Raw genomic sequence first — 21,042 nt, forward strand, 5'->3', positions numbered from 1 at the left:
GGGTCAGACGGCCGCGCCGGCGCGGTAGCCCACGCCGCGCACCGTGGTGACGATGCGCGGGTTCTCGGGATCGAGCTCGACCTTCGCGCGCAGCCGCTGGACGTGGACGTTCACAAGGCGGGTGTCCGCCTTGTAGTGGTAGCCCCACACCTGCTCGAGCAGCATCTCGCGCGTGAACACCTGGTGCGGCTTCGACGCGAGGGTGTGCAGCAGGTCGAACTCGAGCGGCGTCAGCGGGATCGAGGCGCCGGCGCGCATCACCTCGTGCCCGGCGGCGTCGACGGTGAGGTCGCCGATCCGGAGGCGGTTGCCCGGCACGGGCGCGGCGGGGCGCAGCCGCGTGCGGATGCGCGCGACCAGCTCCTTCGGGTCGAACGGCTTCACGATGTAGTCGTCGGCGCCCGACTCGAGCCCGTCGACGACGTCGGAGGTGTCCGACTTCGCCGTCAGCATGATGATCGGTGCGCCGCTCTCGGCGCGGATCGCGCGGCACACCTCGATGCCGTCCATGCCGGGCAGCATCAGGTCGAGCAGCACCAGGTCGGGATCGGCGGCGCGGAAGCGCGCGAGCGCCTCCGACCCGTCCGCGCAGAAGACCGGCTCCCATCCTTCGGTGGACAGGACGATGCCGATCATCTCCGCGAGCGCGGTGTCGTCGTCGACGACCAGGATGCGACCGCTCATGCGTTCCTTCCATCCGCGCTCAGCCGCTCGTCGTCGTCGACGAGCAGAACGGGTGGAGATCAGCGTAATCGACGCGCGACGCGGCGCGGCGTCCCACCCCTCCGCACGCCCCTTCGTCGTTCAGGAGATTCTGCCGACTGCGGGCCGTTTCTCCTGAACGACGAAGGGGGTGCAGACCTTCCTGCGCCGCGCGTGGAAGCATGGCGTCATGGCTGATCAGGGCGACGACTGGACCTCGCCCGGCGGCGGTCCCGAGCGCGATGCCGACCCGCCCCGCTACGGCGAGCGCATCCCGGGCTGGTCCCCCGCACCTCCCGCGCCCGCACCGGCCGTGTCCCAGGGCTACGTGCCGCCGCCGAAGCCGGGGCTGATCCCCCTCCATCCGCTGTCGTTCGGCCAGCTGCTCGGCGCCTCGTTCCAGGTCATCCGGTACAACCCGCGCGCCACGATCGGGCCCGCGCTCGTCATCAGCCTCATCCAGAACGTGCTGACGCTCGGGCTCACCTACGGCATCGGGCTCGTGACGATCGACCGGGTGCAGCGCGCGACCAACGCCGCGGACCGGACCGCCATCGCCGTCGGCGGCGCGGCGACGGGCGGCGCCGCATTCCTGGCCGTGCTCGTGGCCTCGGTGGTCGGCTCGGCGCTGCTGATGGGCGTCACGACCCGGGTGGTCGCGCAGGGCGCGATCGGCAAGCGGCCGAGGGCCGGGGAGGCGCTCCGCGCTGCGGGGCAGCGCTTCTGGCCGCTCATCCGGTTCTCCCTGCTGCTCGGGGTGATCCAGCTGGTGCTGGTCCTGCTGCTGGCGGGAGCCGTGGTCGGTCTGGTCGTCGCGTTCTCGGGCCTCGCGAACAACATCGGCGTCGTCTACACCGTGCTGATCGCCATCCCGATCGCGATCGCCCTCTTCGTCGTCTACTTCTTCTTCTACATCAAGTTCGCGCTCGCCCCGTCGGTGATCGTCCTCGAGCGGCAGCGGGTCCTCCCCGCGATCGCCCGCTCGTGGCGCATCACCCGCGGCGCGTTCTGGCGCACCTTCGGCCTCGTCGCCCTCGTGTACCTCATGATCTCGGTCGCCGGTCAGATCGTGTCCCTGCCGTTCAGCATCATCGGCGGCGCGATCTCGGGCCTCCTGTTCCCGAACGCGGGCAACGACCTCTCGAGCACCGTGCTGGTCGGGCTCATCGGCAGCGCGCCCGCGCTCGTCGTCGCCGTGATCGTGGCGGGCATCGGGCAGATCGCGCAGGTGTCCGCGCTGGTGCTCATCTACCTCGACCGGCGGATGCGGACCGAGGGGCTCGACCTCGAGCTGCAGCGCTTCGTGGAGCAGGGCGGCGACGACCCGTACGAGCGGGTCGGATGATCGCGCTGCCGGCCGCCGTGCCGGTGCAGCCCGACGCCGGGACCGCGCGCCGGTGGCTGCTCGACGAGCTGGCCAAGCCCGCGTACCAGGCCGCGCAGCCGACACCGTGGGACCGGGCGGTGCAGGCCTTCCTCGCCTGGTTCGCGAGCCTGTTCGACGCCAAGCACGCGGGCGCACCGCCGATCGCGCTCGCGGTGGCGATCGCGATCGTGGTCGTGGTGCTCGTCGCCGCGCTGCTGCTGTTCGGGCTGCCGCGCCGCAACCGGAGGAGCACCGTCGGGGCCCTGTTCGGTGCCGACGACCGCAGGAGCGCCGCCGAGATGCGCAGGGCCGCCGAGGGTGCCATGGCCCGCGGGGACTGGTCGCTGGCCGTGCTCGAGCGGTTCCGCGCGGTCGCGCGCGGGCTCGACGAGCGCACCCTCGTCGCCGTCTTCCCCGGCACCACCGCGACCGGGTTCGCCGTGAGTGCGGGCCGCGTCTTCCCGTCCGAGCTCGGCGAGCTGCAGGCGGCGGCGGAGCTGTTCGACGCCGTCCGGTACGCCGACGAGGCGGCGACCAGGGAGGACGCCCTCTCCATCGCCGCCCTCGACGACCGGCTCGCAGCCGCGCGACCGCTCGTCGCGGAGCCCACGTGACGGCCGCTGCGACCGCGCAGGAGGCGGTCACCCCGACCCTCGGCGGCCTGGTGCGGCGTGCGCGCTTCTGGGTGGTCGTCGCCGTCGTGGTCGTGCTCATCGCGATCGGCACGGCGATCGCGAACTCCTCGCTCGTCCCCGGACCGACGTTCGGCCCGGACAACCCGGGCCCGACCGGGGCCCGCGCGCTTCGGTCCGTGCTCGAGCAGCAGGGGGTGCGCGTGTCGACCCCCACCACCGTCGCCGACGCGGCGGCCGCCTCCGGAACCCTCCTCGTCGACGACACCGAGGCCACGATCACGGCGGCCTCGTGGGCGAAGCTGCTCGCGGGCCGGACGAGGGTCGTCGTGCTCGACCCGGACCGCACGGCGCTCGACACGCTGCTGCCCGATGCGCAGCCCGCGGGCACGCCGGACGCCGCGACCGCGAGCGCCTCCTGCCCGCTGCCGCTCGCGCGCCGCGCGGGGACGATGTCGCTGCAGGGCGTCGGCCTCGCACTGCGCGCCTCGACCTCGACCGCGTGCTTCACGACCCCCTCCGGTGCGGCGCAGCTCGTGTCCGGCACGCACGACGGCGTGCAGGTGCTCCTGCTCGCCGACCGGACCGCGTTCACGAACGAGCACATCGCGGCCGCCGGCAACGCCGCGGTCGCGCTCGGGGCCCTCGGCGCGACCCCGGAGCTGGTCTGGTTCCAGCAGTCCCCGCTCGACCCGGCGGCGAGCACCGGCGCGCCGACCCTGCAGGACCTCACGCCCGCGTGGGTGACCCCGCTCGTCGTCCTCCTGCTGACCGCCGGACTCGCGGCGGCCCTCTGGAAGGGGCGCCGGCTCGGCCCGATCGTGGTGGAGGCGCTGCCGGTCGTCGTGCGCTCCCGCGAGACCGTGGAGGGCCGCGCGCGCCTCTACGGGCGTGGCCGCGCCCGGCTGCACGCCGCCGACGCCCTGCGGATCGGCGCGATCCGGCGCATGGCGCCCGACCTGGGGCTCTCCCGCACCGCCTCCGTCGACGAGGTCGTCGTCGCCGCGGCGCAGCGCACCGGGCGCCCGCGGGACACGGTCGCCGCCGTCCTGCTCACCGCCGAGCCGGCGACCGACGCCGATCTCGTCCGCCTCTCCGACGACCTCGCCAGGCTGGAGGCGGCCGTGCGCGCCGCCGTCGTGCCCGGCACCTCCGCCCCGACCACAGGAGCCCCATGACCGACGACCTCCGCGCCCGCCTGTCCGCCGTCCGCTCGGAGGTGGGGAAGGCCGTCGTCGGCCAGGAGGCCGCAGTCAGCGGCCTGATCGTCGCGCTGCTCGCCCGCGGGCACGTGCTGCTCGAGGGCGTCCCCGGCGTCGCGAAGACCCTGCTCGTGCGGTCCCTCTCCGCCTCCCTGGCGCTCGACACGAAGCGCGTGCAGTTCACCCCCGACCTGATGCCGGGCGACGTGAGCGGCTCGACCGTGTTCGACGCGGGCACGGGGCGGTTCGACTTCCGGCCCGGCCCGGTGTTCACGAACCTCCTGCTCGCGGACGAGATCAACCGCACGCCGCCGAAGACGCAGAGCGCGCTGCTCGAGGCGATGGAGGAGCGGCAGGTCACCGTCGACGGCGTCTCCCGCGCCCTGCCGGACCCGTTCCTCGTCGCGGCGACCCAGAACCCCGTCGAGTACGAGGGCACGTACACGCTGCCGGAGGCGCAGCTCGACCGCTTCCTCATGAAGATCGTGCTCGATCTCCCCGCGCGCGAGCAGGAGGTGGAGGTGCTCGTCCGGCACGCGAACGGCTTCGACCCCCGCGACCTGTCGGCGCTCACACCGCAGCTGACGCCCGAGCAGCTGCGCGCCGCGCGACTCGCGGTGCGGGAGGTCCACGCCTCCGGCGACGTGCTCGGCTACGTCGTCGACCTGGTGCGCGGCACCCGGTCGGCCCCGTCCGTGCAGCTCGGCGTCTCGCCGCGCGGCGCGGCGGCGCTGCTCGCCGCATCGCGGGCGTGGGCGTGGCTGCGCGGGGCGACGGCGCTCACGCCCGACCACGTGCAGGACATGGCGCTCCCCGTCCTCCGGCACCGGATCCGCCTCCGGCCCGAGGCGGAGCTGGAGGGCGTCTCCGTCGACGCGGTGCTCCGCAGCATCATCGCGACCGTCCAGGTCCCCCTGTGACCGAGCACGTCGGCAGGATCCAGCGCCATCAGCAGGACACAGACGACGTTCCTGTCCTGCTGTCGGTGCTGGGTCCTGCTGTCGTGCTCCCGGAGGCGCGCAGGCTCCCGGAGGCGCGCAGGGTCCCGGAGGCGCGGCGGTGCTGATCACGGGGCGGGTGCCGGTGCTCGTGCTCGTCGGCGCACTGGCAGTCGTCGTGCTCGGGTCCCTCGGCGCCGGATGGGCGATCGGCGTGCTCGGCGGGTGGCTCGCCCTCGTCGTCGTCCTGATCCTGCTCGACGTAGCGCTCGCCCCGAGCCCGCGCCAGGTGCGCCTGGAGCGCGAGCTGCCGTCCGCGGTCCGGCTCGGCGAGCGCACGGAGGCGGCCCTGCTCGTCACGAACCCGGGCGCCCGGCGCCTCCGGGGCCTGCTCCGCGACGCGTGGCAGCCGTCCGCAGGAGCCGAGCGGACCCGCTGGCCGCTCGACCTGCCCGGCGGTGAGCGCCGCGCGTTCCGGAGCGCGTTCGTCCCGCTGCGCCGCGGCGAGCGCCGCACCGAGCAGGTCACGGTCCGCTCCCTCGGCCCCCTCGGGATCGCCGGGCGGCAGGTCACCCTCCGCGCCCCGGGCTCGTTCCGCGTGCTCCCGCCGTTCCGCTCGCGCCGCCACCTCCCGAGCCGTCTCGCCCGCCTCCGGGAGCTCGACGGCCGCACGCTGCTGCAGGTCCGCGGGCAGGGCACCGAGTTCGACTCCCTGCGCGAGTACGTGCGGGGCGACGACGTCCGGTCGATCGACTGGCGCGCCACCGCGCGCAACCCCGCGCTGCCCGGCGCCGGGCAGCGCCTCATGGTGCGCACGTGGCGCCCGGAGCGGGACCGCCGCGTCGTGGTCGTCGTCGACTCCGGCCGCACCGCGGCGGCGCGCATCGCCGACGAGCCGCGCTTGGACACCGCCTTCGAGTCCACGCTCCTCCTGACGGCGCTCGCGACCCGCGCCGGCGATCGGGCGGACCTGCTCGTCTGGGACCGGAGGATCCGGGCCCGCGTGCACGCCGCGGCACCGGCGGACGTGCTGCACCGGATGGTCGACGCGATGGCGCCGATCGAGCCGGAGCTGCTCGAGACGGACTGGGCCGGCGTCCCCGCCCAGGTGCGCGCGCTCACCTCCCAGCGGGCGCTCGTCGTGCTGATCACCTCGCTGGAGGGCGCGGGCAGCGCCCGCGGGCTGCTCACGATGCTCCCGCAGCTGACGAGCCGGCACCTCGTGGTGATCGCCTCGGTCACCGACCCAGCGGTGGCGGCGATGACCACGGAGCGGCACGACCTCGACGAGACGTACCTCGCGGCGGCGGCCGAGCGCACCCTCCTCGAGACCGACCGAGTGGCCGCCGCGGTGCAACGGCTCGGCGCGCAGGTCGTCACGGCCCCGCCGGCCGATCTGCCGCCTGCGCTCGCCGATCGATATCTGGCACTCAAGGCGGCCGGGCGTCTTTAGCACGACTCACGGTCTTGCCGGAAGCCTTTGACGTGGGACCCAGGTGCCGTCACCCGCGTGTCCAGTTTCGTCCGGAAGCGTGGACGCCTCGGCCTCAGGAGGGCACATGATCACGTCCGACGTCATCGACAGCATGATCGGCGCAGACGCGCTCGACGCGCAGGACGACCGCATCGGCGAGGTGAGCCAGGTCTACGTCGACGAGCGGTCCGACCGGCCCACGTGGGTGAGTGTGCGGCTCGCGCTGCTGAGCGGCGCCGAGGTGCTCGTCCCCCTGGAGGACGCCGAGTGGGACGAGCGCTCGCTGCGCGTGGCAGTGGACCGGCAGAGCGCTCGAGAGGCGCCGCGGATGGAGATGGACGAGCCGCTCACCGTGGGTGAGGAGGAGCGCCTCTACACGCACTACGGTATCCCGACGGTGCGGCACCCGCGTGACGAGGACGCGCTGATCGTGCCGGACCCCGACGAGGTCTGCTACAGCGTGCAGGACGTCACGGCCGAGGAGGCGCGCTCCGTCCACGACGGGGCGCAGGAGGATCTCAGCCGGGCCTCGTGAGCGCGGTCCGCTCCGTCACGACGAGCACGCGCTGCGGCGGCGTGGAGCCGCTGACGGCACCGGAGACGCCGATCCACGGCCCGTCCGCGAAGCGGTAGGCGGCGGTGTAGACGACCGTGCCGGTCGCGCGGACGTCGGCTCGTGCGCCGTAGACGTGGCTCGTCGACGTCGCGGTCAGCTCCGCGTGTCCGAGTGCGGCCCACGAGGCGCCCGGGATCGCTGAGGTGCGGCTCGAGCCGTCCCCGTAGTCGAAGCGGTACGCCTGCGGGGTGAACCGCACCTGGGCCGTGTCCCCGAGCAGAGCACCGCTCACCGTGACTGCGCCGCTCTCGATCCAGAAGTTCGCCGGCACGCCGACGACCGCCCACCCGTTCGGCTCGACGTGCAGCGCCGCCGTCGCCGGGAGGAACCGGGCGAGGTCGTCGATGGTGATCGCAGGCGTCGTGGCCCTCGCGCCACCGGTGCCGGGATCGGGCAGCACGATGAGCGGGTTCAGCGCCGCCGCGGAACGGACGTCGCACTGCCCTGCGCTCACGCAGATCGCATCGAGCAGCGCTGCCCGCTCCGCGTCGGTGAGGACATGCCCCGCCCCGCTACCGGCTCCCACATGCGCCCCGGATCCGCTGGGATTCTGCTCGATGGAGCCAGTCACGTTCACGCCGGTGCCGTCGGACGTGCCGGAGGTTTTGCAGATGCCGGCCGTCTGTTGGAGGGGGGTGCAGTCCTGCTCAGCTGCGCTCGCTACGGGTGACTGCTGCACAAGCAACCCAGAGGTGAGCGACAAAAGAACAACTAGCAGATGGGATCGCCGGACCATGAACTTGTCTTCTTGACTACGAGACCATGGGCAGACCACACGAAGTTCGCCACTGAGGTCTGACGATCGTTTCGCGTCGAGGGCGTCACGTCGTCGCCCCCACGATCGAGTACGCGCGTGTCGCTCACGTCCACGCACACATAGGCCGTGACGTCCCCAGAGGCAAGATCAACGCTTTGAAGCCGCAGACGTTGCAGGCGCGATGCTCCCACGACGCGAAGGCCCTGGGCCTTGAGGCTGGCCGCGATAGTTCGCTCTCTCTCCAGTTCGGCCGTCGTGACAGAGTCGGCCAATACATCAACGCCATCACCGCCGTTGGCGGCCACTTGATCTGAGAGCGAGAGGTATCGCGAGTACGCGTGTTGCGCGGCGGTCTTCGCGTCCTCATTCGACGGAAAGACTGAAGACTGAGATTTCGTCGGCGAGGACGGTCGCGCTGACTCAGGTCGGGAGCACCCGGCGAGCGTTCCAACCAACAGGAGCGCGATGAGGCATATGCCCCTCCCCCAATTCACACGGTCACCGTAGAACAGGCGCGCCCCGTGGCGGGAGGGTTCTCCACAGGCCGACGGCCGTGACGCCTCAGTCGGCGATGATGCGGCGGGCTCCCGCCGCGAACGGGTCCAGGTCGCCCGTCTCGCCCGCTCGCACGGCCCGGCCGCCGACGAAGAGCATGTAAAAGAGGAACGCCGCGAGCGCCAGGGCGCCCAGGCCGATCTTGACGGGCCAGGGCAGATGGGACGGGGTCACGAACCCCTCCAGGGTCCCGGACACGAACAGCGACATCGTCAGTCCGACGGCGATGATGAACAGCGCACGGCCGTCCTCCGCGAGCGCCTGCCCCCTGGTCCGCGCGCCCGGCGCGATCCAGGCCCAGAAGACGCGCATGCCGGCGGCGCCGGCGACGAAGACGCTCGTCAGCTCCAGCATCCCGTGCGGCGCGATGTAGAGGAAGAACGTGTCGGCGTGCCCGTAACCGATGAGGATGCCGCCGGTCAGCCCGACGTTCATCGCGTTCTGCAGCAGGACGTACGGCACGTAGAAGCCGAGGATGCCGAACGCGATGCACTGCGCCGCGATGAAGGCGTTGTTGGTCCACACCTGGCTCGCGAACGAGGCCGCCGGGTTGTCGCTGTAGTAGGCGGTGAAGTCGTGGTCCACCAGCCGCTTCAGGTCGGCGTTCTGGCCGAGGGCCGCCTGCACGTGGGGATCGTTCGCGGACCACGTGCCGTACGCGATCGCGACCACCGCGCTCACGAGCGCGACCCAGAACGTCCACCACCGCACCCGGTACAGCGCCGCGGGCAGCTGCAGGAGGAAGAACGCGGGCACCTGGCTGACCACGTTCCGGCCGGTGCCGGTGAAGCGCATGCGGGCGCGGGAGAGCGAGACCGACAGCCGGTCACCGAGCGGCACGGATCCGGCCGTGGTCGTGATCCCGGAGAGGTCGGCCGCCGCATCCTGGTAGCGCAGGATCAGCTCGTCGCTGCCGCGGCCGTCGAGCCTCCGGTCGCCCGCGAGCTCGTCCAGCCGCTGCCACTCCCCCTGCCGGGCGGAGCGCAACGCGTCCAGATCCACAGCGCGAGCCTACGGGCTGCCTCCTGCGCCGCACCGCCCCCGGCAGCCCCACAAGCGGGGCCGCACGCCCGGGTCGGCGCGGGTAGGTTCGGGGCGTGGCGGCCCCGGAACTCGACGACCTCGGCATCGTCACGGGCGAGGCCGTCGCGCTCGAGGTTCGGTCGACGAGCTTCCCGCTGCGAGCGCTCGGCGCGCTCATCGACTTCCTGTGCGAGCTGGGGCTCTTCCTCGCGCTCATGTTCGGCGTCATCGCGCTCGGCCTGGTGTCGGGCGACCAGGCGCTGTCGCGGGCACTGCTCATCGTCGACCTGGTGCTGTCGTTCATCATCGCGCCGACGGTGCTGGAGACCGCGACCCGCGGCAGGTCCGTCGGCAAGTTCGCGGTCGGCGCGAGGATCGTGCGCGACGACGGGGGCGCGATCGCGATGCGGCACGCGTTCATCCGGGCCCTCAGCGGCCTCGTCGAGATCGTCATGACGCTCGGCGGCATGGCCGCCGTCGTGGGCATCCTCAACCGGCGTTCGAAGCGCGTGGGCGACCTGCTCGCGGGCACGGTGAGCCAGCACGAACGGGTGCCGCGGCCGGTCTCGAACGCCGTCGGGGTACCGGAGTCGCTCACCGAGTGGGCGGCGATCGCCGACGTGGCGCGGCTGCCGGATCCTCTGGCCCGCCGGATCGCGGCGTTCCTCGCCCAGGCGCCTCGGATGGTGCCGGCGAGCCGGGCGCGGCTCGCCGAGGCGCTGGCGGCGGAGGCGGCGCCCTACGTCGCCCCCGCGGTCGAGACCACGCCCGAGCTGCTGCTGGCGGCGGTGGCGGCGATCCGGCGTGACCGCGAGTTCACCGCGCTGATGCTCGAGCGGGAACGCTTCGAGCAGCTGTCGGCGACGCTCAGCGCCACCCCGCACGGCTTCCCCGACCGCTGATCAGGGGACGGGCAGCTCGACCTGCTGCTCGTCGCCGCTCGCGAGCCAGGTGACGTGCACCGACACCTGACGCCCCTCCACGCGGAGCACCGAGAACGCGATCGACTCGCCCGGAGGCACCGGCTTCGCCCGGGGCTCCAACGGCCGGACGAGGTGCCGGTCGTCGGCGGCGCCCTCCACCTCGACCTGCTCCGCCGTCGCACCACCGACGTTCACCGCCGCGTACTTCTGGCGCCCGACGGCCCGGATCTCGAAGCGGGCCGGCCCCATCGGCTGCCCCTGCGCCTTCTCCGGCGCCGAGTAGGTGCCCCGCGAGCGGGCGGGCAGCGGGATCGCGCCGGTGCGGAGGGCCTCGGCCCAGCTGATCGGCGGTGCGTCCGGACGCGACGCGGTGACCTGCCCGGTCGCGGCGCGCTCCGGTTGGGTCGCCGTGTGGGTCTCCTCCGCCGGCTGCTCCGCGCTCGCCTCGGCGGGCGCCTCCGCCGGCGCCTCGGGCTCTGGTTCCGGTTCTGGTTCGGGCTCAGGCTGCGGCTGCGGCTGCGGCTCGGTCTCGGTCTCCAGCTCGGTCTCAGTCTCGGGCGACTCCTCGACTTCGCGCTCCTGCTCGGCCGGCTGCTCCGGTTCGTCGCTCTCGGGAGCGGGCTCCGCCTCCGCCGGCACGGGCGACGTCTCCGGTCCGGTCTCGTCAGGGGGCGTGGTGGGGAGACCCGCGAACGGCGTGAACGCGGAGACGGGGCGCTCCGCCGGCTGGGGCTCCTCGTCGGGCTCGTCCGCGGAGGGGGGCGGCACCTCGAGCGCGGGGGCGAGCACCCAGTCGGGCACCCACTCCGGCTCCGGCTCGGCTTCGGGCTCCGGCGACACGGGCGGCCCGAAGATGCTCTCCTGCCGCGCGGGGACGGCGCGAGGCGGCAGCACCAGCGGCCCCGTGGGCAGGTCGGCGACGTCGCTCACGGACCGCGTGCCCGAGCCCGCGAATCGGTCGAGCAGGCTCTGCGCGGTGCGAGCGGACTGCTCGGCGTGGGCCTTCGCCTGCAGCGCGGCCTCCTCCGCAGCGGATGCGCGCTGGCGGATCAGCGTCGCCCGGCGCAGGGCGGCCGCGCCCTGCACGTAGCCGACGACGCCGCCGACGACGCCCAGCGCTCCAAGGACGACGGCCACGATCGACACGATCAGCGCCGCCGAGGCGGTCTCCTGCACCCCTCAACGGTACCGGCGCGATCCGGCCTCGGCAGCGCCCCGAGCACGACAGCAGGAACGGAGCACGACAGCAGGAAGAACGAGGCGCGTTCCTCCTGCCGAAGTGCGTCGTTCCTGCCGTCGTGCTCCGGAACGAGTCGCCTCGAGCACGACAGCAGGAAGGAAACGCATCAGCAGGAGGAACCGGCCCGATTCCTCCTGCCGAAGCGAATCGGTCCTGCTGTCGTGCTCAGGAGGGAGGCGTCAGTACCGGTAGGTGTCCGGCTTGAACGGGCCGTCGCGGTCGACGCCGAGGTACTTCGCCTGCTTCTTCGTGAGCCGCGTCAGCCGCACGCCGAGCGCGTCGAGGTGGAGGCGGGCGACCTCCTCGTCGAGCGCGCGCGGCAGCGTCGCGACGGCGACCGGGTAGGCCTCCGGCGTCACCCACAGCTCGAGCTGCGCGAGCACCTGGTTCGTGAAGCTCATCGACATCACGAAGGAGGGGTGTCCCGTCGCGTTGCCGAGGTTCATCAGGCGGCCCTCGGACAGCACGATGATGCTGCGGCCGTTCGGCAGCTGCCACTCGTCGACCTGCGGCTTGATCCGCACGCGCTCGGCGCCCTCGAGCGTCTCGAGGCCGGCGACGTCGATCTCGGTGTCGAAGTGCCCGATGTTCGCGACGATCGCGAGGTGCTTGAGCGACAGGAGGTCGTCGACCGTGACGACCTTCTCGTTGCCGGTCGTGGTGATGACGATGTCGACCTGGCCCGCGACCTCCTCGAGCGGCACGACCTGATGGCCGTCCATCGCCGCCTGGAGCGCGGTGATCGGGTCCACCTCGCCGACGATCACCCGGGCGCCCTGGCCGGCCAGCGCCTCCACGGCGCCCTTACCGACGTCGCCGTACCCGACGACGTAGGCGGTCTTGCCGCCGATCAGCACATCGGTCGCGCGATTCAGGCCGTCGACCAGGGAGTGGCGGATGCCGTAGCGGTTGTCGAACTTGCTCTTCGTGACCGAGTCGTTGACGGAGATCGCGGGGAACAGCAGCTCGCCGTCGCGGTCCCACTCGTGGAGGCGGTGCACGCCGGTGGTGGTCTCCTCCGAGACGCCGCGGATGTCCTGCGCGATGCGGGTCCAGCGCTGCGGGTCCCGGTCGAGGGAGCGCCGCAGGACGTCGAGCAGCGCACGCTCCTCGGTCCCGGTGTCGTCCTTCGTCTCCGGAACCCGGCCCGCGCGCTCGACCTGCACGCCGCGGTGCACCAGGAGGGACGCGTCGCCGCCGTCGTCGAGGATCATCGTCGGGCCGGTGAAGTCGCCGCCGCCGGCGACCGCCTCCCCCGACCAGTCGAAGATGCGGTCGGTGCAGTCCCAGTACTCCTCGACCGTCTCGCCCTTCCAGGCGAAGACGGGCACGCCGCGCGGGTCGTGCGGGGTGCCGTCGGGGCCGACGACGACCGCTGCGGCCGCCTCGTCCTGGGTCGAGAAGATGTTGCAGCTCGCCCAGCGCACCTGCGCTCCGAGCGCCACGAGCGTCTCGATCAGCACGGCGGTCTGCACGGTCATGTGCAGCGAGCCGGCGACGCGCGCGCCCGTGAGCGGCTTCGTCTCGGCGTACCGCTCGCGCAGGGCCATCAGCCCCGGCATCTCCTGCTCGGCGAGGCGGATCTGGTGCCGCCCCGCCTCCGCGAGGTCGAGATCGGCGACCTGGTACTCGAGGGTCGGACTGTCGGGCTCCGCATCGCGGGACGTGTCCAGAAGACTCATCCGAGCATCATCCCAGAAGCCGCGGACCCGCTCGTCCGCCTCCCCGGGTCTTCCCGGATCCGGAGATCCTTCGCGACACGCCGCCGCTCGGCGCCTCCGCCCGGGGTGTCGCCGAGGATCTCCGGATCCGCGAAGGAAGTCCGGATCGGCGAAGGGTCAGCGGCCGAGGAGGGAGGAGGGGTCCGGCTCGTCCACCGGTGCGCTGATCCGGAGGACGGACCAGCCCTGCGGGGCCGAGAGCCGGTCCGCGTGCACCTCGCACAGGTCGTAGCTGTGCGGCTCCGGCGAGGCGGACAACGGCCCGAGCACCGCCATCGAGTCCGCATACACGTACGTCAGCGTCGCGATCGCCGTCCTGCGGCAGGTCTGCCGCGAGCACGGGCGGATGGTCGGCACGCGCGCATCGTAAGCACACGCACCGCGGACGGTGCCCTCCCGCCGCGGCGCGGCGTACCATCGCTCGGCATGGCCCGCTCCCGTCGCGTGTCCCACGCGCCGTCGCCGCGGGGAGGGTTCCGGAACCGGCACGGTCGCGGGCTCCGCTCCTCCGTCACCGGGCCGCACCTCCCGGTGCTGCGCACGAGGGCGGAGACGTTCGAGGGCGCGGTCGCGGAGACGGCGGACTACCTGCGCGGGCTGTGGCCGGAGGATCTCGCCGACGTGTCCTTCGAGATCGCGGGCATCCCGCGCGTCGTGGGTCCCGCGGGCCTCGACCGCTGGTGGGTGGACCAGCACGCGAAGCGGATCGTGCTCTACCGGCTGCCGATCGAGCGGCTCTCGCACCTCCACGTCGACGACGAGGCGCACCAGCGGATGTACGTGGAGAGCTGCGTGTTCCGCGCCGTCGCGGAGCTGCTGGGCCGCGACCCGTGGGACCTGGCGCCGGACCGCTTCCGGCACTTCTGACGGGTCGGCGCCCGGAGACGCGGGGTCAGGCCGTCCGCTCGCTCCGCACGTAGCGTTCGACGGCCTTCGCCGACCCGCGCTTCGCCGCGCGCGCGACGCGGTGCAGCGGCTTCTCGACCAGCCGGAAGAAGCCCCACCCGGCCAGCACCGCGAGCGGCACGCCGATCAGGCCGGCGACCGGCCAGTTCCAGTCGCCGAGCAGCCAGGTCACCGTCGCGAGCACCGGGAGGTGCACGAGGTAGAGGCTGAAGGAGATCCGCCCGAGGAACTGCGGCACGCGTCGCTCGAGGAACCGGCGGAACCCGGTGTTCGCACCCGCGACGACCACGACGCCCACGCCGCCGAGCGCCTCCATGCCGATCAGGGCATGTCCACCGACCGTCCCCACCGGCACCACCGGCGCGAGCAGGAACGAGCAGATCAGCACGAGCGCGCTCACCGGCAGCAGCACCGCGAGGAGCCGCCGCGCACGCCGGGACTCGCTCCACTGCTCGATCGCCCGCAGGCGCACCGCGACGAGGGTGCCGAGGAAGAACACCGGGAGGTACTGGAGCGGCTGGATGCCGCCGACGCACCCGACCACCCCGAGGCCGAGCGCGAGCAGCCCGGTGGCGACCCACCAGCGGTGCAGCAGCACCGCCACGACCAGGAACCCGGGGAGCAGGAGGGAGAACAGGAACTCCCACTTCAGCGTCCACAGCACGTTGTCGTACGGCACGGTCGGGCCCATCAGCGACAGCTGCACGAGCAGGTCGGGCCACTTCCAGTCCGTCGGGACCTGCCGGGACAGCCAGGTGCCGCCCGTCACCTGCTGCGGCACCCGCGGCACGACGAGCAGCAGCACCGTGGCGAAAACGATCGCCGCCCATGCGGGCAGGAGCAGCCGCACGACGCGGCTGGCGACGAGCCCGGGCCAGGAGAAGTCGATGCGGCGCAGCGCGGGCAGCACCACGACGGCCCCGGACAGCACGAAGAAGACGATCACGGCCTCGTACCCGGCGGTGAGCAGCTTGAGCGGCGTCCGCTCGAGCCACCACCACACGCTGAGCACGGCGGGCTCCCCCGAGGGCTGCGACACCGGCTGCGCGAGGAGCAGGAGGTGGTGCAGCACGACGATGAACGCAGCGACCCCGCGGAGCCCGTCGAGCGCGTGCAGGCGCTCCCGGTTGCGGCGCCGCACGAACATCGGCTTGGCCGCGACGGAGGCCGGGTCGCGCGTGGCCGCCGCGGACTCGACCGAGACGGTCATGATGCGCCGCCGGGTTCGAGCGTCGGGACCGGCAGCATGCGCGAACGGTACCCGGTCGACCCCGCGAACCGGCGTGGATCCCCGGTGCGCGGAACGGAGGAGGTCAGCGGGTGATCCTGATCGGCTGCGCCTGCTGATCGGCCGCCACGACCGGGTAGCCGGCGATCGCATCGGCGCCGGCGTAGCTCACGGCCGCGCGCAGTCCCGACGCGCCGTGGAGCACGACGATGCCGCGTGAGGCGGGGATCGCCACCGACCCCTTCGCGGGCACCTTGACGGTCCGGTTGACCGCGCCGGTGAGGCGGACCGTGGCCGCCGAGCCGGTGCTCGCGATGGTCAGCATCGGAGACGGCGCGTCGACGACCGCGACGGCCGCCGTCGCGGTCAGGGCCGGAGCCGCCGCGAACCAGGCGAGATCGATGCCCCGCGCCGTCGACGTCGCGGACGCGCCGGCGGACGACGACGAGGTCGAGGACGAGGAGGTGCCGGAGGTTCCGACCGGGCCGACGCCCCCCACCAGCCCGGCGTCCGACCCGACGGCCGTGCTGCTGCCGGGGGTCGTGCCCGTGCCGGTCGGGGCCGAGTTCGTCGGCGTCACGGAGCCGCTCACGTCGCCCACCACGGAGGTGCGCACGCCCGTGACGAGCGGCTGCTTGGCCGAGACCCGGATCGTGTACGTGCCGTCCGCGAGCCCGGTGATCGGGAAGTCGGTGACCACGCCTGCGGAGACGTGCCGCCCGACGGTCACGGGCTGGCCGCCGCCGTCCGGCGTCGCGGTGATCAAGACGTCGGTCGCCGTCGGACCCGGCACCAGCACGCGCACGACCGTCTGCAGGTCCGCGTAGTCGTCGGCGCGGGCAGCGGAGGCGACGGCCGCCGCGTTCGACACCCGCACCCCGGGCACGATCTGCTCGAGCGCGGGAGCGGTGGTCGGGCCGGTCATGTCGAGGCCGCCGGACTCGAGGCCGCGGACGGTGCGCTGCTCGAGGGCCGCGCCGACGTGGCCGCCGGTGGAGGTCACGCGCACGACGGTCCCGCCGGAGGAGGGGGCGACGCCCGCGAGCGAGACGGCCGTGCGCCCCTTGCCGGGGACGACGAGCCGGCTGAAGGACGCCGCGTCGACGGGCCCGTTCTCGTTCCAGACCGAGACCCCGACCTCCGCGTCGACCGGGGAGGCGTTCGCGAGCGTGAGCACGGTCGTGCGCCCGGTGGACGTCGCGCCCGCGGCGAACCAGACGTCGCTCTGCGGCACGCTGCACGCGGTCGCGACGAGACCGGCGGCGTCGCCGACCGTGACCTGCTCGACCTGCGCACCCGCCAGCGCGCCCGTCTTCGTCGCCGCGGCGGCACTCAGCGCTCGCGGCTGCGCGCCTCCGGAGACCGCGCCACGGCCGAGCGCGACGGTCTTGGGCTTCGAGCCGCCGACGGTCCCGGCGACCCGCGAGGGCGATCCCGTGGCGGTGAGCGCGTTGGCCTTCGCGGGGTCCGCGCCCACCGCGATCGCCGGGCCGGGGCAGATGAGCGCCTGCGGCGCCGAGGACGGCGTGGCCACCTGCGATTGGTCGACCACCCCGAACGCGGGCAGTTGGCCCGCGACCGCGGCCGCGAGGGCGCCCGCGACGACGAGCGCGGTCGCCCCGATGATCCGGCCGTTCACCGCCACGAGCCCACCTCCTCCGCCTGCCGCGGTGCGAACTCCCGCGCCATCGCCTGCTCCGGTGTGCGGATGATCGGCTCGGGCCGCGGCGCGACGGTGCGCACGTCCGCCTTGGGCGCCCGCACGACCGCGACCGGTCGGAAGCGCTGCGTGATCCGCGAGGTCGGGAGCGCGAGCAGACCGGTGAGGGCGAACACGATCGCCTGCACGAGGAGCACCAGGAGGCCGATCGGGCTGCCGGTGTTCGAGGGGCCGCTCAGGAGGCGGACGGCCCCGGTCGTCTTCAGGTCGTCGAAGCGGTACAGCGTCCCGGAGTCCGTCGTCGACACGACGGACAGCAGCGGGTTCGCGCCGAGCGCGCCGCGGGCGGCCGCGAGTGGCGTGGTCGCCCCTGCGCCGTCGGACCGGAGCAGCACATACCCAATCCGGTATGCATCGAGGGACGCGGCGAGGTCGTCGCCGGTGGGCTGCACGAGCCCGGCAGCGAGGCGCGTGAGGCCGGGGCTGTCGCCGAACGCGTCCGTGCTCTGCAGGGTGCTGAGCGACTCGAGGGTGCGCCCCTGGCCGCGGGTCAGCAGGCTCCGGTACGCGCCGTCGGACTGCGCGGTGAGCGTGAGCATCCCGAGCTCGGGGATCGCGCGGCCCTCGGCGGCGACGAGCGCCGGGACGGTGGCGGCCGTGCCCGCCCGCACCTCCGAGGTGCCGAGCAGCACGCCGACGAGCACCGGGGAGACCGCGGCGAGCATGGCCGCAGCGGCCGTGAAGCCGACGGCTGCGGCACCTCCTGCGCGGACGCGCTTCGGGGTCCGCACCTGCGCCCTGGCGGGCAGCGCGCCCGCGGCGGCGAGCCGGTCGAGGCCGCACACGGCTGCTTCGAGCACGGCGAGCCACGCGAGGCTCAGCCCCGCCCCGGGCCACGCGGAGACCGGTGTGCCGCCGACCGAGACGACCTCGATGCGCGTCGCGAGGACGGCCATGACGAGGCCGCCGACCCCGAACATGCCGATGCGGATCGGGACGCTCTGCTTCGGCCAGAACAGGCCGATCACGGCGAGCAGGAGGAGCGGGACACCGAGGGCCCAGACGAACGCCGCGGACAAGCCGGTCCCGAAGCCGAGGGGGCCGGTGAGCCCCTCCCAGGCCTGCATCGCCCAGGTGGGCCAGCCCGCGGCCAGCTGCAGCACCCTGGCGATCTGCGTGGGCAGGCCGAGCAGGTCGGGCTGCGCGCCAGGCGGCACGACGGGACCCGGGTCCGCGAGCACGCCGATCAGCCGGCCGTGCGCGAGCTGCTCGGCGACGAGCGGGAGGAACAGGACCGCCGTCGGGATGGGCACCGGGAGGATGCGGACGATCCGGCTCCGCTCCCCGGACCGCACGACGAGCCCCACCACGACGGCGACGAGCCACGCGATGAACAGGAGGGGCAGGAGGCTCGGCGAGGCGGCGGCGATCAGCGCGCCGAGCAGCCCCAGCCACGCGGAGGCGGTCCACGAGGACCGCACCTTGAACGCGGCGAGCAGCAGGAACGGGGCCGCGAGATGCACGAGCACGCCGCTGATGCGCCCGCTGTCGAGCGCGACCACGAGGGTGGGCGCAGCCGCCCAGAGGAGGCCGCCGATGACGCGCAGCGGGCGTCGCCGGGTGAAGCGCGCGGTCGCGAGCCATCCCCCGGCCGCGGCGATCGGCAGGGCGAGGAGCCACAGGCCGACGATCGCGGCGGACGGATGCCAGAAGGTGATGGTGCCCAGCACCGCGAGCACGGCGGCGAACGGGTCGGCTGGCCCCACGAACCCGCTGCCGAGCGGATGGACGCCCCACCCGACGCTCCGCCAGAGGGAGTGCAGCGACCCGAGCGGCAGCAGCTGACCGCCGACGAGCGCGTCCGCCCCCATCAACGGCTGGAACAGCACGACGGAGATCGCGAGCATGGTGAGCACGGTCGCCATGCCGCCGCTCGTGAAGAAGTGGAGGGACTCCTCCCGGTTCGGCGGCTTGCCGTTCTCCCGGGCGAGCGCTCTCCGGTGCCGCACCTCCCGCCACGGCTGCCGCAGCGGGGCGATGGCCGCCCAGCCCACCTCGCGGTCCCTCGCGATGCGGGACCGCGAGCGCGCGATCGCCGCGAACCGGGTGCCGAAGATCACGAGGGCGGCGAGCAGCTCGGCGGGTGCCGATCCCGGAGCCTTCCGCAGGATCTGCCCAACGGCCCGCACCACGGCGACGGGCAGGATCGACAGCCAGTGCAGCGGCACGAGCGGGAGGGGCGCGTAGACGAGCCGGCGGTGCAGCTGGGCCTCGCGCCGGAGGCGGACCCGACGGGCCTCCGAGGTGGAGGCGCCGAGGAGGCGGGTGCCCGGCGCGTCGACGCCGCCCGACCGCACGCGCGCCGTCGGCTCCAGCTGGACGCGGTAGCCGGCGAGGCGGGCGCGGACGCAGAAGTCGAGCGCGTCGTCCACGGCAGGCAGGGCGCGGTCGAATCCGCCGAGGCGCTTCCAGGCGGAGGCCCGCACGAGCATGCCTCCGGCGGCGACCGCGAGCACGTCGCTGTGCCGGTCGTACTGGGCCTGGTCGAGCTCGGGCTCCGCCATCTCGACGGCGGTGCCCCACGGCGTCATCGTCTCGCCGAAGGAGTGGAGGTACTGCGGTGCGTCCCACTGCATCTGCTTCGGGCCGGCGACCGCCACGGAGGGCGACGCCTCCACGGAGTACAGGAGGCGCTCGAGCGCCCTGGGCTCCGGGGCGTTGTCGGTGGCGAGCAGCCAGAGCCACTCGTTCTCGGTGGCCTCGATGCCTGCGGCCTTGAACCCCTGCTCGGCGGCGTGCCCGAACCCGGCGCGGGCGGCGACCTTGGCGTGCACGGTCGGCTCGACGCCGTCGATGATCGTGCTGGTGACGGGGCTGTTCCCGAGTTGCACGACGACGAGGCGGTCGGGCAACCGCGTCTGCATGGTGATCGCATCGAGGGTGTCACGCAGATAGTCGGCCCCGTCCGCCGCGATGAGGATCGCGGTGACAGATCTCGGCACCGGATCACGGTAGGCGCGCCTCCGACGCACGGTCGCGCCGCCGCGCCGCGCGCCTCCTCATTCATGGCCACCGATGGTGGTCGAGGTGCGAGCGCAGCGGGCCTCGAGACCTCCCCGAGTCGGCACCCGGTACGCGGTTGCCTCGAGGCGGCTTCGCCGCACCTCGACCACCGGGAGGACAACCCGATCCCCTTCGCAATGCACCCACACCCAGTGGTCGAGGTGCGAGCGCCGCGAGCCTCGAGACCACCCCGCGCCGACGGACCACCCCGACACCGCCCCCGAGCACGGCGAAGGCCGCGGACCGTCGATGGTCCGCGGCCTTCGCGCGATGTGTGTGGGACCGCTCAGGCGGTCTTGCGCAGCTTCCGGCGCTCGCGCTCGGAGAGGCCACCCCAGATGCCGAAGCGCTCGTCGTTCTGCAGCGCGTACTCGAGGCACTGCGACTTGACCTCGCAGGAGGAGCAGATCCGCTTCGCCTCGCGCGTCGATCCACCCTTTTCCGGGAAGAACGCCTCAGGATCGGTCTGCGCGCACAGCGAGTCCGCCTGCCAGCTCAGCTGGTCGGCGTCGTCCTCCACGACGCGCCGGACCTTGGGGACGCCCAGGGCGACCGGGTCGACGAACCAGTCCGCTGGAACGGATGCCTGATAGGGGGAAGCGGTCATCGAAGATCGTCCTCTCAATGCTTCCGGAGCCCCGCGCTCCGAAAGCGTGGACGTAATTACACACAGGTGATTCGCGACCCGCAAGATCCGATCCGTGCACCCCGCTCGAGCCGCTGCACGGTTCGTCGCGTCGAGGCGCCGAGCGGCGCACCGCATGTCGGACGCCCCCGCGAGTCTTGAAGCGACCTGAGACCCGCCGTTCTGATCAGGTGTTTCTCTCGAATGCCGCGCTCGGACTACACAGGCCGCTATCAACTCTCAACGCGGGGTCGAATGCTTGCGACACGCCGATAACGACTGTCGCTTCGTAACATGACGTTTACATTGGGTGCACGGCGTGGCGAGGCACGTTCGAAGACGAGTTCGACTCATGCCGAATTCGGACTCGAATGCGCCCCCCGTTCAGGGGGCACCAGGCGCGCAATTCGT

The 21,042-nt window shown here is 73.3% G+C and carries 18 protein-coding genes; 8 read left to right on the forward strand and 10 right to left on the reverse strand.

The features are described from left to right. Positions 1-3: 3 nt before the first annotated feature. Complete coding sequence (gene mtrA, locus ACTHLI_RS07745) at positions 4-684, reverse strand: MtrAB system response regulator MtrA (protein WP_440182583.1); 681 nt, start codon at positions 682-684, stop codon at positions 4-6. A 208-nt stretch (positions 685-892) separates the two neighbouring features. Between mtrA and ACTHLI_RS07750 the strand changes: the two genes are divergently transcribed. From ACTHLI_RS07750 to ACTHLI_RS07775, 6 genes are all read left to right on the forward strand, one after another. Beyond that, positions 893-2,047: a hypothetical protein gene (locus tag ACTHLI_RS07750; RefSeq protein WP_440182584.1), complete on the forward strand. Its 1,155-nt coding sequence runs from the start codon at positions 893-895 to the stop codon at positions 2,045-2,047. Beyond that, complete coding sequence (locus ACTHLI_RS07755) at positions 2,044-2,682, forward strand: DUF4129 domain-containing protein (RefSeq protein WP_440182585.1); 639 nt, start codon at positions 2,044-2,046, stop codon at positions 2,680-2,682. The genes ACTHLI_RS07750 and ACTHLI_RS07755 overlap by 4 nt, the downstream gene beginning before the upstream one ends. Further along, positions 2,679-3,878 (forward strand): DUF4350 domain-containing protein, encoded by a 1,200-nt coding sequence (locus ACTHLI_RS07760; protein WP_440182586.1) that lies wholly within the window; start codon positions 2,679-2,681, stop codon positions 3,876-3,878. The genes ACTHLI_RS07755 and ACTHLI_RS07760 overlap by 4 nt, the downstream gene beginning before the upstream one ends. Then, positions 3,875-4,822 (forward strand): AAA family ATPase, encoded by a 948-nt coding sequence (locus tag ACTHLI_RS07765; RefSeq protein ID WP_440182587.1) that lies wholly within the window; start codon positions 3,875-3,877, stop codon positions 4,820-4,822. The genes ACTHLI_RS07760 and ACTHLI_RS07765 overlap by 4 nt, the downstream gene beginning before the upstream one ends. Positions 4,823-4,961: 139 nt before the next feature. Then, the gene (locus tag ACTHLI_RS07770; RefSeq protein ID WP_440182588.1) at positions 4,962-6,293 is read left to right on the forward strand and encodes a DUF58 domain-containing protein; all 1,332 of its coding nucleotides are present in this window, start codon (positions 4,962-4,964) and stop codon (positions 6,291-6,293) included. A 106-nt stretch (positions 6,294-6,399) separates the two neighbouring features. Further along, complete coding sequence (locus ACTHLI_RS07775) at positions 6,400-6,849, forward strand: PRC-barrel domain-containing protein (protein ID WP_440182589.1); 450 nt, start codon at positions 6,400-6,402, stop codon at positions 6,847-6,849. On the opposite strand, the gene ACTHLI_RS07780 is transcribed toward ACTHLI_RS07775, so the two are convergent. Together ACTHLI_RS07780 and ACTHLI_RS07785 are read right to left on the reverse strand one after the other, a co-directional pair. Beyond that, positions 6,833-7,384 carry a hypothetical protein gene (locus ACTHLI_RS07780; RefSeq protein WP_440182590.1) on the reverse strand — a complete coding sequence of 184 codons (552 nt, stop codon included), beginning with the start codon at positions 7,382-7,384 and terminating at the stop codon, positions 6,833-6,835. The two genes, ACTHLI_RS07775 and ACTHLI_RS07780, sit on opposite strands and share 17 nt — an antisense overlap. An 864-nt stretch (positions 7,385-8,248) precedes the next feature. Beyond that, positions 8,249-9,244 carry a stage II sporulation protein M gene (locus ACTHLI_RS07785; RefSeq protein WP_440182591.1) on the reverse strand — a complete coding sequence of 332 codons (996 nt, stop codon included), beginning with the start codon at positions 9,242-9,244 and terminating at the stop codon, positions 8,249-8,251. 95 nt (positions 9,245-9,339) lie between these two features. Between ACTHLI_RS07785 and ACTHLI_RS07790 the strand changes: the two genes are divergently transcribed. Beyond that, the gene (locus ACTHLI_RS07790) at positions 9,340-10,167 is read left to right on the forward strand and encodes an RDD family protein (protein WP_440182592.1); all 828 of its coding nucleotides are present in this window, start codon (positions 9,340-9,342) and stop codon (positions 10,165-10,167) included. On the opposite strand, the gene ACTHLI_RS07795 is transcribed toward ACTHLI_RS07790, so the two are convergent. The 3 genes from ACTHLI_RS07795 to ACTHLI_RS07805 form a co-directional block, all read right to left on the reverse strand. Beyond that, a complete protein-coding gene (locus ACTHLI_RS07795) occupies positions 10,168-11,364 on the reverse strand; it encodes a hypothetical protein (protein WP_440182593.1) in 1,197 nt (398 codons plus the stop codon). Between the two features lie 243 nt (positions 11,365-11,607). Further along, complete coding sequence (gene ahcY / locus ACTHLI_RS07800) at positions 11,608-13,110, reverse strand: adenosylhomocysteinase (RefSeq protein WP_440182594.1); 1,503 nt, start codon at positions 13,108-13,110, stop codon at positions 11,608-11,610. Positions 13,111-13,266: 156 nt separating this feature from the next. Next, positions 13,267-13,506 carry a DUF3499 family protein gene (locus ACTHLI_RS07805; protein ID WP_440182595.1) on the reverse strand — a complete coding sequence of 80 codons (240 nt, stop codon included), beginning with the start codon at positions 13,504-13,506 and terminating at the stop codon, positions 13,267-13,269. 69 nt (positions 13,507-13,575) lie between these two features. Here ACTHLI_RS07805 and ACTHLI_RS07810 point away from each other — a divergent pair, with 69 nt between their 5' ends. Beyond that, a complete protein-coding gene (locus tag ACTHLI_RS07810) occupies positions 13,576-14,016 on the forward strand; it encodes a metallopeptidase family protein (RefSeq protein ID WP_440182596.1) in 441 nt (146 codons plus the stop codon). A gap of 25 nt (positions 14,017-14,041) precedes the next feature. Here ACTHLI_RS07810 and ACTHLI_RS07815 read toward each other — a convergent pair whose 3' ends face one another. The 4 genes from ACTHLI_RS07815 to ACTHLI_RS07830 all read right to left on the reverse strand — a co-directional run bounded on the left by ACTHLI_RS07815 (position 14,042) and on the right by ACTHLI_RS07830 (position 20,613). Further along, a complete protein-coding gene (locus ACTHLI_RS07815; RefSeq protein ID WP_440182597.1) occupies positions 14,042-15,265 on the reverse strand; it encodes an acyltransferase family protein in 1,224 nt (407 codons plus the stop codon). 103 nt (positions 15,266-15,368) lie between these two features. Continuing rightward, positions 15,369-16,928 (reverse strand): DUF5719 family protein, encoded by a 1,560-nt coding sequence (locus ACTHLI_RS07820; protein ID WP_440182598.1) that lies wholly within the window; start codon positions 16,926-16,928, stop codon positions 15,369-15,371. Further along, positions 16,919-19,945 (reverse strand): glycosyltransferase, encoded by a 3,027-nt coding sequence (locus ACTHLI_RS07825; RefSeq protein ID WP_440182599.1) that lies wholly within the window; start codon positions 19,943-19,945, stop codon positions 16,919-16,921. The genes ACTHLI_RS07820 and ACTHLI_RS07825 overlap by 10 nt, the downstream gene beginning before the upstream one ends. A gap of 347 nt (positions 19,946-20,292) precedes the next feature. Beyond that, positions 20,293-20,613: a WhiB family transcriptional regulator gene (locus tag ACTHLI_RS07830; RefSeq protein ID WP_440182600.1), complete on the reverse strand. Its 321-nt coding sequence runs from the start codon at positions 20,611-20,613 to the stop codon at positions 20,293-20,295. Positions 20,614-21,042: the final 429 nt, after the last annotated feature.

It is taken from the genome of Amnibacterium sp., assembly GCF_051956055.1.
Lineage (GTDB): Bacteria > Actinomycetota > Actinomycetes > Actinomycetales > Microbacteriaceae > Amnibacterium.